12 protein-coding genes are annotated in these 14,104 nt (G+C 40.3%); 4 read left to right on the forward strand and 8 right to left on the reverse strand.

Annotated features, from left to right (window positions below; genetic code table 11):
- Window positions 1-27: 27 nt before the first annotated feature.
- Genes eno through F887_RS08205 form a run of 3 tightly spaced genes read right to left on the reverse strand, consistent with a single transcriptional unit; the run spans window position 28 to window position 3,884 of the window.
- Window positions 28-1,317 (reverse strand): phosphopyruvate hydratase, encoded by a 1,290-nt coding sequence (eno, locus tag F887_RS08215; protein WP_005153307.1) that lies wholly within the window; start codon window positions 1,315-1,317, stop codon window positions 28-30.
- 45 nt (window positions 1,318-1,362) lie between these two features.
- Complete coding sequence (gene kdsA, locus F887_RS08210; protein ID WP_005294502.1) at window positions 1,363-2,220, reverse strand: 3-deoxy-8-phosphooctulonate synthase; 858 nt, start codon at window positions 2,218-2,220, stop codon at window positions 1,363-1,365.
- 32 nt (window positions 2,221-2,252) lie between these two features.
- Window positions 2,253-3,884, reverse strand: coding sequence for a CTP synthase (locus tag F887_RS08205; RefSeq protein ID WP_005294503.1), 1,632 nt, complete (start codon window positions 3,882-3,884; stop codon window positions 2,253-2,255).
- Window positions 3,885-4,254: 370 nt separating this feature from the next.
- Between F887_RS08205 and F887_RS08200 the strand changes: the two genes are divergently transcribed.
- Window positions 4,255-4,719, forward strand: a complete 465-nt coding sequence (locus tag F887_RS08200; protein ID WP_005294504.1) for a hypothetical protein — start codon at window positions 4,255-4,257, stop codon at window positions 4,717-4,719.
- 77 nt (window positions 4,720-4,796) lie between these two features.
- On the opposite strand, the gene F887_RS08195 is transcribed toward F887_RS08200, so the two are convergent.
- The 4 genes from F887_RS08195 to F887_RS08180 form a co-directional block, all read right to left on the reverse strand.
- Window positions 4,797-5,882 (reverse strand): YheT family hydrolase, encoded by a 1,086-nt coding sequence (locus F887_RS08195; protein ID WP_005294505.1) that lies wholly within the window; start codon window positions 5,880-5,882, stop codon window positions 4,797-4,799.
- 16 nt (window positions 5,883-5,898) lie between these two features.
- A complete protein-coding gene (locus tag F887_RS08190; RefSeq protein WP_005294506.1) occupies window positions 5,899-6,618 on the reverse strand; it encodes an SGNH/GDSL hydrolase family protein in 720 nt (239 codons plus the stop codon).
- Between the two features lie 39 nt (window positions 6,619-6,657).
- A complete protein-coding gene (locus F887_RS08185) occupies window positions 6,658-7,065 on the reverse strand; it encodes a nuclear transport factor 2 family protein (RefSeq protein ID WP_005294507.1) in 408 nt (135 codons plus the stop codon).
- Window positions 7,066-7,136: 71 nt separating this feature from the next.
- Window positions 7,137-9,161 carry an NADPH-dependent 2,4-dienoyl-CoA reductase gene (locus F887_RS08180; protein ID WP_005294508.1) on the reverse strand — a complete coding sequence of 675 codons (2,025 nt, stop codon included), beginning with the start codon at window positions 9,159-9,161 and terminating at the stop codon, window positions 7,137-7,139.
- A 124-nt stretch (window positions 9,162-9,285) separates the two neighbouring features.
- Here F887_RS08180 and F887_RS08175 point away from each other — a divergent pair, with 124 nt between their 5' ends.
- Window positions 9,286-9,846 (forward strand): PadR family transcriptional regulator, encoded by a 561-nt coding sequence (locus F887_RS08175; protein ID WP_005294509.1) that lies wholly within the window; start codon window positions 9,286-9,288, stop codon window positions 9,844-9,846.
- Entirely contained in the window at window positions 9,846-10,766 is a 921-nt protein-coding gene (locus F887_RS08170) for an alpha/beta fold hydrolase (protein ID WP_005294510.1), read from the forward strand. Before F887_RS08175 ends, F887_RS08170 begins: the two co-directional genes overlap by 1 nt.
- Before the next feature lie 51 nt (window positions 10,767-10,817).
- On the opposite strand, the gene F887_RS08165 is transcribed toward F887_RS08170, so the two are convergent.
- The gene (locus tag F887_RS08165; RefSeq protein WP_005294511.1) at window positions 10,818-11,858 is read right to left on the reverse strand and encodes a 3-deoxy-7-phosphoheptulonate synthase; all 1,041 of its coding nucleotides are present in this window, start codon (window positions 11,856-11,858) and stop codon (window positions 10,818-10,820) included.
- Window positions 11,859-12,477: 619 nt separating this feature from the next.
- Between F887_RS08165 and F887_RS08160 the strand changes: the two genes are divergently transcribed.
- Window positions 12,478-14,052 (forward strand): ATP-binding cassette domain-containing protein, encoded by a 1,575-nt coding sequence (locus F887_RS08160; protein WP_005294512.1) that lies wholly within the window; start codon window positions 12,478-12,480, stop codon window positions 14,050-14,052.
- Window positions 14,053-14,104: the final 52 nt, after the last annotated feature.

The following is a 14,104-nucleotide window of genomic DNA, read 5'->3' on the forward strand; positions in this document are numbered from 1 at the left end:
GACGTATTCAACATAGATAAATTGACCTTAGTTTAGACCTTTGAATTCAGCTTTACCGCGGTAAGCTGCGTTCGTTAATTCTTCAATACGAAGCAATTGGTTATATTTCGCTACGCGGTCAGAACGGCATAGTGAACCTGTCTTGATTTGACCAGCTGCTGTACCTACTGCCAAGTCAGCAATTGTTGAATCTTCAGTTTCACCTGAACGGTGTGAGATTACAGTGCTATAACCGTTTGCTTTCGCAAGGTAGATTGCATCTAGAGTTTCAGTCAATGTACCGATCTGGTTGTATTTGATCAGAATCGAGTTACCGACTTTCTCATTAATACCACGTTGTAAAATCTTAGGATTAGTTACGAATAAATCGTCGCCAACCAATTGGATTTTGTCACCAAGGATTGATGTTAAATAGCTCCAACCTTCCCAGTCAGATTCATCTAGACCATCTTCAATCGAAATGATTGGGTATTGATTTACAAGACCCGCTAAATAGTCAGAGAACTGGTTGCTTGTGAATGCTTTATTGCCTTCACCAGCAAGAACATATTGACCATTTTTGTAGAATTCTGAAGAAGCACAGTCAAGTGCCAGCATGATATCAGAACCAGCTTTGTAACCCGTTTGACCAATCGCTTCAAGAATAACAGTGATTGCTTCTTCGTTTGAACGCAAGTTTGGTGCAAAACCACCTTCATCACCCACAGCAGTGTTTAAACCTTTTTTGTTTAAAACTGATTTTAGAGAATGGAAGATTTCAGCACCTGCGCGTAATGCCTCAGCAAATGATGTGAAGCCTACAGGCTCAATCATGAACTCTTGAATATCAACGTTGTTGTCGGCATGCGAACCACCATTGATGATGTTCATCATTGGTACAGGCATAGTCAAAATCGTTTGACCACGAAGATCTGCGATATATTGGAAAAGAGGAATTTTCTTTTCATCTGCAGCAGCGCGAGCAGCGGCCAATGAAACAGCTAAAGTTGCGTTAGCACCTAATTTTTCTTTGTTTTCAGTACCATCAAGTTCGATCATCGTATTATCGATGTCTTTTTGTTCAAATACTGATTTGCCCACTAAAGCGTCACGGATAATCGTATTTACGTTATTAACCGCAGTTTTAACACCTTTACCCAAATAACGTGCTTTATCGCCATCACGAAGTTCTAAAGCTTCACGAGAACCAGTTGAAGCACCAGATGGTGCACATGCACGACCAACAACCCCAGATTCTAAAATAACGTCTGCTTCGATGGTTGGGTTACCACGAGAGTCCAAAATTTCACGTGCGCGGATGTCAACGATTTGGCTCATGAACAATTCCTCTGTTGAATGAAAAACAAGATGCAAGTTATTGCATCAATGGGTGTCTAACTTTTTGAATCCTTTAACTAAAGTATCCAATTCTTTTAATTGCGCCAAGAATGGCTCAAGCTGAGATAAACGCAATGCACATGGTCCATCACATTTTGCAATTTCTGGCTCAGGATGTGCTTCTAAGAACAGACCTGCTAAACCTGTTGCCATGCCCGCACGCGCTAAAGTCGTAATTTGAGCACGGCGACCACCAGCAGAATCAGCACGTCCGCCAGGTGTTTGTAATGCATGGGTAACATCAAAGAATACAGGCACATTCATTTCTTTCATGGTGTCAAAACCAAGCATATCTACAACTAAGTTGTTATAGCCAAATGCTGAACCACGTTCACAAAGAATGAGTTTATCGTTTCCAGCTTCCAAACACTTATGCAAAATGTGGCGCATTTCGTGTGGCGCAAGAAACTGTGCTTTTTTGATATTGATAATGGCTTGGGTTTTTGCCATTGCCTCAACGAGATCAGTCTGACGACTTAAGAAGGCAGGAAGTTGAATAATGTCGGCAACTTCAGCAACTGACGCTGCTTGGTATGGCTCATGAACGTCAGTGATAATGGGCACATTAAAATGCTTTTTTATGTCAGCAAGCCATTCAATACCCTTTTCCAAACCTGGTCCACGGTATGAGTTCAGGCTTGAACGGTTTGCTTTATCAAAGCTCGCCTTAAATACATAAGGAATATCTAAGCGCTTGCAAATATCGACATAAGTTTCAGCAATTTCAAATGCCAAATCTTTTGACTCTAATACGTTCATTCCGCCAAATAATACAAATGGCAAATGATTTGCCATTTGTATATCGCCTAAACGTACAACTTCTTGTGGTTTTAATTGTGACATTTAAACTTCCCAGTTTATTTAAAACTCAGTACTTACTTTTGGTGCTGATTTTTAGCAGCCCCGATAAAACTAGCAAATAATGGGTGTCCATCACGTGGTGAACTTGTAAATTCTGGGTGGAATTGTACAGCAATAAACCAAGGATGTTCAGGAATTTCCACAGTTTCAACTAAATGTTGTACTGATGAATAACCTGAAATTTTCATGCCAGCTTCTTCAAGCGCTGGAATAAAACGATCGTTCATTTCATAACGATGGCGGTGACGCTCAGTAATTTCAGCTTTGCCATATACTTCACGTGTTTTAGTGCCTTCAACCAGTTCAGATTTCTGAGCACCCAAACGCATCGTGCCGCCCAGGTCAGACTCAAGGCTACGTTGCTGTAATTCACCACGCTCATCTAACCATTCAGTGATTAAACCAATGAGTGGATATTTGGTTGAGCGGTTAAATTCTGTTGAGCTTGCTTCAGGCATTGCTGCAACATTACGTGCATATTCAATCACAGCCAATTGCATGCCTAAACAAATACCAAGGAATGGAATCTTGTTTTCACGTGCATATTGAATGGCTTTCATTTTGCCTTCAGTACCGCGCTCACCAAAACCACCTGGAACTAAAATCGCATCAGCAGTACTTAAAACGCTAATGTCTTGCTGTTCAAGCTCTTCAGCATTGACATAATCAATCTGAACTTTGACACGGTTTTGAATACCTGCATGTAACAACGCTTCATTGACAGATTTATAAGCATCTGGCAATTCTACATATTTACCAACCATCGCTACACGCACTGTGTATTCTGGATTGAGTAATGCTTCTACTACATTATCCCAATCTTCAAGATTTGCTTCTGGAAGATCGTTGTAACCAAAACGTTCACAAATTAAATCGTCAACATTTTGTTCATAGAATGTACGTGGAATTTGATAAATCGTTTTTGCATCTTTACAGACCACAACGGCACGAGCTTCAACGTTTGTGAACAATGCAATCTTACGTTTCGTATCAACATCGACATCGTATTCGGTACGGCAGATCAAGATATCTGGCTGAATACCGATAGAAAGCAGCTCTTTCACAGAGTGTTGCGTTGGCTTGGTTTTTAACTCAGCCGCAGATTTGATGTATGGCAACAAGGTCAAATGCATCAACATGGTACGTTTATGACCAAGTTCTACCATTAACTGACGTACTGATTCCATAAAAGGAAGTGATTCGATATCACCAACCGTACCGCCAATCTCAACGATCGCAACGTCGTAACCTTCACCAGCGCGAAGTACGCGTTCTTTAATGTTGTCTGTAATATGTGGAATAACTTGAACCGTACCACCTAAGTAGTCACCACGACGTTCTTTATTCAAAACGTCTTGATATACACGACCACTGGTAAAGTTATTCAGTTTGGTCATTTTCGCACGACGTAAGAAACGTTCGTAATATCCCAAATCTAAGTCAGTTTCAGCACCATCCTCTGTGACGAAAACTTCACCGTGCTGAAATGGGCTCATGGTACCTGGATCGACATTAATGTATGGATCCATTTTTACCATAGTGACTTTTAAGCCACGAGCTTCCAAAAGTGCAGCAACAGAAGCAGCAGAAATACCTTTACCTAGTGATGAAACCACACCACCAGTGACAAAAATAAAATGGGTCATTGAGTTTCTCGTACAATCGAGCCGAAATCGGCCTACAATGTTGGGCAATTTTACTGTACTCTGCCCCTAGAAAGCAAAGTCAAACCGCATCAATTCAAAGAACTATAAACAACTGGCTATTCTATCAGCATTTTCGATAAAAATTTACGGGATTTGTGGATTTTTCATCCATAAATTACGATGAGTAGCTCAAAACCACTTAAATCTGCATTCAAAATTGTGCATTCTTCACTTTCAAATTCTTTGCTGCTCGTCAGTTTAATTGCAAGCATTTATAAAATATAAACAAACTCAACAATGCACAGGGATTTCTTCACCTACATTTACTGTTATAATTGCGGCTGTCCTTATTTAATATGTTGTTTTAGCAATGGCAAATAAAAAACTTTTAATTTGTGCAGCACTTGCGACTGGCCTTTTATTAACTGCTTGTGTGAAAAAAGAAGAACCTAAAAACGAAGAGCAGCCAGAACAGGCAACAACTGAAACTCAGCCACAGCCTGAACCTGAAAAAATTCAAGAGTTCGAGTCTTTGGAAAGCGTTGACAAACACGAAGCTCCAGCACCTGTTGTTGAAACAACGCGTGAAGAAACACCAAACACGACGACTGAAATCCGTCGTGAGACTCGCCCTGCTCAAACTGAAGAGCCTGCTGCAACACAAACTGCAACTGAAGAGCCAAAACCTGTAAAAGCTGAACAAAAGCCAGCAAAAACAGAACAGCCTAAAGCGGAGCAAACTGCCAAAGCACCAAAATCATCTGTACCAGCTCAAAGTGAAGATGATGCCGTTGCTGCTGCAATTGCCGCTGCTACACCTGCATTAAACAACTAATGTTTTAATTGCTTACGGTAAAAAGCCATGAACTCTGTTAATTGCAGCTCATGGCTTTTTTATTTCTACGACATTAATTAATAATTCTTAAAAAAATCGGCCATCAAACGTGAAGCCCAAGACTTCACACTTAAACTCTCATAAAAACCACAATGACTGCCTTTCTTAGTCGTTACAACCGCAATATTTTCCATATGCTGAATTGCATCTTTATACGGTTCTAAATTCTTAATCGAACAGACAGGATCATCTTCTGAATTAAGAATCATCAGCGGAATTTTGACATTTTCAAATACATAAATCGGATTAATCGCTTGGCAATAACTTTGATAATCCTGAAATCCCGCCATTTCAAAGTACTCTTTTTCAAACTCTTCCAAGCTTGTTGTGCTCAGTACTTTTTCAACAGAAGCAATCTGTCCCCATGTATTCTGATATGGATAAATAAAATATTTAAATAATTTCTTGGTCATCATTTTGCTATAAAAAGGATGAACATTTTTAAAACCAAGCTCAGTATTATAACCTGGACACATTGCGAAAGCTGCTTTAAATGGAGTATCTAAACCCTGCTCTCCCAAGTAACGCACCAGTAGTCCTGTACCAGCCGAAGATCCTACTGCATATAAATCTGATTTTGGAAACAAGTTTTGAATATGCTCTAGTTGCTCATTCAAATCACTGGTCGAACCGAAAAGAGAAATACGCGGCACAGGCATCGGCAGGCCTGCATGTCCTCGACGCAAACAAAGTGCAATTCGCCAACCTGTGTATTCATGTAGATCTTTCACCAACTCACGCATACTTTCAGGTGTACCCGTAATGGTATGCATAATGACGACTGTCGGCGTTTCAACAGGAAGATCATAGCCATACCATGCAATAGCAGTCACGCCACTGTCCTGCATGGTCAGTTGATCTATACGATCATATTCAAGTTTTATGCTTTTCTTGCGAATGATATCAAAGTAGAGCAAATGAATATGGGTATTACTCAGCCAAGGCGTCGGACGATATTTTTGCTTGAGCTGCGGTAATTTTTCCAAAACATCTTTAATTTTCCCTTTTGGGTCATAATACATTTTGGGCTGTTCAGCACCGAGCACCGAATCGAATAATGTTGAACCTAACACTTTAATTTTGTCTAAAGCCGATATACCCATATCCAATAACCGCCTCTCACTGTGAGTTGAATGTTTGCCGCACTAAAGCTGCAACCTGTTGTCCCCAAATGGCATAAATTTCTTTGCTTGGATGAAAACCATCGCTTGCCATAGGCAAGTCCATTGCCTGAAAAGCTTCAATATCATATTGAATAAATCTAAATTGTGACTGTGGCGCTAGCCATTGATGTAATGCTTGATTCATTTGCTCAGCATATTGTCCAAACAACCAAGCCAAAGGATTGGGTAAAGCAGGAAAATGCTGCATTGGCGGCACACCCGAGACCACAATCAACTGAGGCTGAAACTGATTCTGGATGTATTGAAACAATCGCTTCTGCTGTTTTAACCACGATTTTGCAGAAGTCAGTTTAGTCACGTCATTGACACCCATTGAGGTGATAACCACATCATAGCATTGCCGATCTAACTGTTGTACCGCCTGAAAAACCTGTTGAGTTGTATCACCTGTTTTGGCATGTAGCTTCCATTCTAAACGATACTCATTTTGCAGCTCGGAAATGATTGCTCCAGATAAAGCATCTTGCTGGGTTTCAACGCCAACACCCGCTGCTGCAGAATCCCCTAAGATCAGTAGAGAGAGTGGTTTTCCTTGACCAATCATGCCTTGGCGATCCCCACGGGCTTCTAAAAGACGTGGCGTATTCTTACGAACCTTTATCCCTTGTATCAGCAATACAGGTAATAATGCAAAAGTTGAAAGCTTTAACCACATTCTCATTCTCTCAATATTACTTAGGCTATTTTTCAGGCATTAATTAGGCTGATACTTGGCGAATCTTGCACCCATTTTTTCTGCCAATGCCGCCAAACCGCTCATTGGACGAATCATTACTTCAAAATCAATGATTTTGCCTTGTTCATTAAAGCGAATCATATCAATCCCTTTTAAAGATTTACCGCTGACATTGGCACTGAATTCCAATACCACGTTTGCACCATCTTCAGTATAAAACTCACGGTGATAAGTAAAGTTCTCAAAAACTTGAATCACATTGGTCAAAATAAAGAAAACCACATGTTTGCCTTCATAAGGGTTATAGGCAACCGGTGAACGGAACACTACATCTTCCGCCAGTAAGTCATTTAAATTTGATAAATCACCTGTTTTAATCATCTGATGCCAATTTTCAAGTGATTGCTTTGTTGTTTCCAGTGTCATTGTTATTCTCCCTTGAGATTTAATCGCAATATCCGTGAGCATTTGCTCAATAGAAAATGCTCACGGTCTGCTTATAACGTTGCTGCTAATTCTGCACCTTGGCGAATCGCACGTTTTGCATCCAGCTCGCCCGCTTCTTTAGCGCCACCAATCAGGTGAACACGCTTACCATCTGCTTGAAGTTGATCAAACATCGCGGTATATGATTCCTGACCTGCACAAATCACCACGTTGTCGACATCAAGCACACGACTTTGACCATCCACCGTAATATGCAAACCCTGATCATCCACTTTGTCGTAGCTTGCACCCGCAATCATTTTCACGTCACGATGTTTTAAGCCTGTGCGATGAATCCAGCCTGTGGTTTTACCAAGACCAGCTCCCACAGATGCGCTCTTACGCTGTAATAGATAAATTTCACGTTCTGACTTTTCTAATTCGGCTGCTTTTAAGCCACCCACATGTGCATAAGATGTATCAATTCCCCATTCTGCATAAAACTTTTCAGGATTTAAGCTGCCACTATCACCTTCATGAGTTAAATATTCCGCAGTATCAAAACCAATACCACCCGCACCAATAATGGCAACGCGTTTACCGACAGGCACACGCTCTTTCAACACTTGGATGTAGTTCAACACTTTTGGATGATCAATCCCTTCAAACTGTAATTGGCGTGGCGTAACCCCAGTTGCAACCACGATATCGTCGTAATTTTCTTGACTCAGTTCTTCATAGGTTGCTGTATGATTGAGCACTAATTCAATATTGGGCTGTAATTCAATTTGACGTTTGAAATAACGTAAAGTTTCGTAGAACTCTTCTTTGCCTGGAATAGTCTTCGCGATATTAAATTGGCCGCCGATCTGATTGCTTGCATCAAAGACTGTGACTTTGTGCCCACGACTCGCCGCATAAACTGCAAAGCTTAAACCTGCTGGGCCAGCACCAATCACGGCAATGTTTTTAACTGCATTGGTTTCTTTGAAAATAAGTTCTGTTTCATAGCAAGCACGTGGATTGACCAAGCACGTTGCAATTTTCATTGAGAAAATATGATCCAGACAGGCTTGGTTACAACCAATACAAGTATTGATCTCATCACTACGGCCTTCGCTGGCTTTCAATACAAATTCTGGGTCTGCCAACATTGGACGAGCCATCGACACCATATCCGCATGGCCAGATGCCAATACATGTTCCGCCATTTCTGGTGTATTGATACGGTTCGAGGTAATTAAAGGAATTGAAACTTCACCTTTGAGTTTCTCAGTCACCCAGGTAAATGCTGCACGCGGTACTTTGGTCGCAATCGTTGGAATACGTGCTTCATGCCAACCAATGCCTGTATTGATAATCGTTGCACCAGCTTTTTCAATTTCTTTTGCAAGATAGATAACTTCTTCCAGCGTAGAACCGCCTTCCACCAAATCGAGCATCGACAAACGATAAATAAGAATGAAATTTTCACCGACTAAATCGCGGGTACGTTTTACAATTTCAATCGGAAAACGAATACGTTTTTCATAACTGCCGCCCCATTCATCATCGCGATGGTTGGTCCGTGCTGCAATGAATTCATTGATCAGATAACCTTCTGACCCCATAATTTCCACGCCATCATAACCCGCATATTGTGCAAGCTTGGCACAGTTGGCAAAGTCATCAATGGTTTGCTGGACTTCCGCAGAACTCAATGCTTTAGGTTTGATTGGGTTAATTGGGGCTTGAATGGCTGAAGGCGCAACGATCTCAGGTTGATAAGAATAACGACCTGTATGCAAGATTTGCATCGCAATTTTACCACCCGCATCGTGTACAGCTTGGGTGATCACTTTATGTTTTTCTGCTTCTGCAATGCTATCAAGCTTAGACGCATGGGCAAAGGTAAGACCTGCATCATTTGGAGCAATACCACCTGTTACGATTAATCCCACATCACCTTTCGCACGTTCCGCGTAAAATGCAGCCATACGCTCATAACCTTGTGGTGCTTCTTCTAAGCCAACATGCATAGACCCCATAAGGACACGATTTTTTAAGGTGGTAAAGCCTAAATCAAGCGGCTTTAATAAATGTGGATAAGCTGACATGGTTTCTCCTTTGGCTCGCGCTCTGCTAGCTAATGCAACTTGTTGCATAAAGTTATAAACAAGATTTGATTTTTATGCAACATATTGCATAATTCTGATGAGTCATTTTTTATTATGGAACATCATGTCACTCGCCCATGTTTTATTGACCAGCTTATTAGAGAAACCAAGTACCGGTTTTGATTTGGCTCGTCGCTTTGACCGTTCAATGGGCTTCTTTTGGAATGCGACTCATCAGCAGATCTATCGTGAACTCAACGGTATGCTGAAAAAAGGATGGATTTCGACATTAGAAGAACAAGCTGCCAATAGCCGTAAAAAAACTTATCAAGTTGAACAACTTGGAAGAATACAACTGGCTTCATGGATTGAACAACAAAGTGAACCTGCTCAACTGCGTGATGACCTCATGGTCAGATTAAGAGCAGAAGCTCAACTTGGCGGCAATAATATTTTGCCCGAATTAGAGCGTCATTTGGTATTGCATAAGGAAAAATTAAGCCTTTATCAAGCAATTCATGATAAAGACTTTAAAGATAACGAACCAACCAATCGTGTTTTGTTTATCCATAAAATGATTCTGGAACTCGGTATCATTAAAGAAAATGAATGGATAAAATGGTTGGAACAAATGATTCCTCAACTTAAGAAGTTTGAGGAAGCAAACGATATTGGAGAAAAATAATGCCGTTTTATACCATGCCCGATCAAGAAAAATTATTTGTACGACGTGTCGGTGAAGGCGAACCTGTACTCGTCTTATCTGGGCTGGGTATGCAAAGCTGGCAATGGCTACCGTTCTTATTTGCCAATCGTAAACAATATGAATTTATCATTCCTGATTGGCGCGGTTTTGGGGGGTCTAAGAACTGCAACATTCCAGATTTAGACGCCATATCAAGCCACTGGAATGATGTTGATTCATTGATCCAGCAACTAAAACTCGATCAATTTATTTTGATGGGTTATTCCATGGGTGCAACCACGGCAATGCATGGCATGAAACACGGTGAATTAGCATCCAAACTCAAAGCCTATCTGCATATTGACCAAACGCCGAAAATTTCTGTTGATGACTCTTGGCAATATGGCTTATTTGGACAGAAACACCCTCAATTTAAAAAACTGTTAATTGATATCCAAACCTTATTGCTCGATTATAAAAATGCACAAACATTAGAGTATCTACCCAATGATGTTCGCTACAACCTTGTGAGCTTATGGGGAGATTTTATTGAACTGCAAGGCAGCAATAACTATACCCCTAAAATCGTTAAACTTGCGCTACACCGCCCGTTCTTACAAAAATATTTACTTCCGATTCAACGTTTAGATTATTTACTTTGGTATGTAGAAAACTATCTAAACCATGATGAAGACTACCGCGAAGCAATCAGCCAACTCAACTGTCCAACGACATTCTTTATTGGCCGCGAATCTACGCTTTATCCAGAAACGGGACAAACACTGATTGCAGAAAGTTTAAGCAATGCAAAAGCGATTTATTTTGAACGCTCTGGTCATACACCCTTGATTACGGAACCCAAAAAATTCAGCCAAGAAATTGGTCACTTTCTTGCTGCTCAATCCATCCACGCTGCTTGATTCTAAACCAATAAAAAAGCCAGTCTTGAAGACTGGCTTTTTTATTCAAATTTAGTTTTTATGTCGCATTTGTTCAGCAACATCTAACAAGACTTGTGCTGTTTTGTCCCAGCCCAAACAACCATCTGTAACGGATTGGCCATAGGTCATATCACAAGAAATCTTTTGATTACCATCGACCAAATGACTTTCAATCATCACACCACGTACTTTTGATTCCGCACGTTCTGCAATAATTTGCTGTAAAACCTGTGGCTGTAATAAAGGATCTTTACCACTATTGCCATGACTACAATCAATGACTAATGCAGGTAAATGCTTATGTTTGAAGTGCATGGCTTGGATCGAAGCCAAATCATAATTGGTCCCATGATTTGAACCACGTAAAATTAAGTGTGGTAATGGATTACCATGACTATGCAAAATTGCAGGTAAACCTTGCTGGGTCATCCCCAAGAATTGATGGCCATGCAGTGCTGACTGAATCGCATCCAAAGCAATTTGAATCGAACCATCTGTACCATTTTTGAAGCCAATGCTGTACGGCATGTGACTGGCAATTTCACGATGAATCTGTGATTCGCTGGTGCGTGCACCAATTGCACCCCACGCCAGTAAATCATCAAAGTAACCTGTTGCCATTGGGCTTAAAATTTCGCTGGCAATCGGCAAGCCTTTTTCGACGAGTTGCAAGTAAAGCGCACGAGACTTTTCTAAACCAAGTTGTAAATCTGATGATCCATCTAAATTGGGATCATACAAGAAACCTTTCCAGCCCACGGTCGTACGTGGCTTTTCAATATATGCACGCATCACCAAGAATATTTGATCTTTTACCTGTTCTTGTAGTTGTTGGAGGCGATCAGCATATTCGAGTACTGCGATAGGATCATGAATCGAACAAGGACCCGTAATCACCATTAAACGATGATCATGTCCTGATAAAATATTCTGAATCGTTTGACGATGTTTTGAAATTTGCTGCGCTAAAGTTGCAGACAAGGGATACTGCGCTTTGAGTTGTGATGGCAAGCTGAGCATTGATTCTTTTGTATGTGTTGGTTGTGTCAAAGCAGTATTTAAAGCATTCATTTTTCAATTCCTTTGGACTGACCTTCTTCGCAGTCCTATCATTTATTTGAGCAAGTGTGATCTAAGCGATGTTGATTTTTTTGCAAAGTAAAACCAAGAAATCTTGCTAAAATATGAATAATTAAATGTATACATGGTATTTCTCCTAAAATCATGATTGTTAAAGCATAAAAAAACCTGATCGGTGTTGCCGATCAGGTATTAACTGGTTGGGCAACCCTTTTTTGCTGCCCGAAACGCATCAGGCAACTACATATATTGCCAAAAATAAAAGTATGCGTTTGTGTTTACAGTATGCTTTAACATGTTTATTTCAAATATCTAAAAAACTGTTCCTAACCCTTAAATTACGCACTATTTCAGCATTTGACAAGCACTTTTTATCTTTTTTTAATCAAAACTTCAAAATAGTAAAATTTGACCTTTCGTGTTTTCATCCATAGAATAGTTGAAAAATAAACCAATTCGAGATTACGCCAATGAAGTAAGTTCTATTTCCATCATCAAAGTTCTTTTTTCTTTTTGATGTGCAAAATAGACTTATCTATCGTTTAGCGATTGTCATTCTAAAATTTATCTCGATCTCGCTATTTTGCATATCCTGTTTATGAGGTTTCTTATGACTCAACAGGCATGTATCGTTTCGAATTTATCACTTGAACTAGCTCAGCAAAAACTGTTTGATCATCTTACATTCCAACTTCCTTTACATCAGTTTACAGGACTGATCGGACGTAATGGTCAAGGGAAATCGCTATTGATGTCTCTTTTGCACGAACAAACAGCATCCGAACTGCCCTATTCAGGCCAAATTTCTTGGCAATGCCCACATCAACATCTTGCTCAACTCCAGCGAGTCCAAGCCAATACCATTGCTCAAGCCCTCGATATTGAAGATTTATATCTATGCTTTGAGCGTATCCAGCAAGGGACCGCATCATTTACGGATTACGATCTAGTCGAACATCTTTGGCACTTACCAACAGAATGGCAGCAACTTTTAGAAAGTGCAGGTTTACCTACAGCACTAGATACCCCGACTCAAAATTTGAGTGAGGGCCAAAAAACCAAACTTGCCCTTTGTCGTTTATTCCTATTGAAAGATCATTATCTGCTTTTGGATGAACCAAGCAATCATCTGGATGCCCAAGGACGACAATGGTTAATCGATCAAATGGTTCAACATCCTACAGGTGGGCTCATCATTAGCCATGACCGACAGCTTTTAGCGCATGTACAAGGTATTTTTATGCTCAATCAATTTGGCATGCATTATTACGGTGGTAACTACGCACTGTATCAACAACAGTATCAAGCACAAGTCGCAGCATTATCACACGTTGTATCGCAAGAGAAACGCGAGCTGAAACAACTCAAGGAGCAGCAACATCAAAGCCAAATCAAAGCGCAAAAGCGCAAAAAAGTAGGTGAAAAAATAAGGGCTTCTGGCTCTCAAGCCCCCATCTTATTGGATGCCAAGAAAGAACAGTCCGAGCAATCTCTTTCTCACCTACGCAAACAACAGAGTAAACAGCTTTCAGATGCAAAAGATGAATTACAGCAGAAGCAAACCCAACTGGAGCATCTTAAAACCCAATCTTTTGAGTTTACTCATACCACTGGTAAATCAGGAGAAATCTTACGTTGCCAACAATTAAAACTTGCTTATGTCGAAACTAAACTTATTGATCTAGCGATAACTGCGGGAGATAAATTACATTTAAGCGGTGCAAATGGTACGGGTAAATCCACTTTACTCAAAACCATTCAAGGTTTAATTTCTCCGCGTGCAGGAGAAATTTATTGCAAAGTAAGTTCTATTTATCTGGATCAGAATCTTTCATTACTCGATGAAAATATATCTGCTGCTGAATATTTATGTGCTATTGATCCAAATCTGACTGAGCAACAAGCACGTACACGTTTAGGAAACCTAAAAATCCGTAGAGATAAGGCGCTGAGCTCTTTAAGCAATTTAAGTGGTGGCGAACGTTTAAAAGTCGCTCTGCTTGGGTTGAAACAACAAGCTGTTGAGCTATTACTTTTGGATGAACCAGAAAACCACCTCGATATTGAATCGCGTGAGTTACTCGCCCAAGCCATTGATTCTTTTAATGGTGCAGTGATATTGGTGTCGCATGATGAAAATTTTGTTAAAGAATGCGGAATCAATGAAAGTTATCTATTAGGTTAAACTTTCATTGATATAGATCAGCATGGTAACAATGTGCACCATGCTAATTTCC

The sequence above is a fragment of the Acinetobacter sp. NIPH 2100 genome (assembly GCF_000369805.1).
In the GTDB taxonomy this organism is placed as follows: Bacteria; Pseudomonadota; Gammaproteobacteria; order Pseudomonadales; family Moraxellaceae; genus Acinetobacter.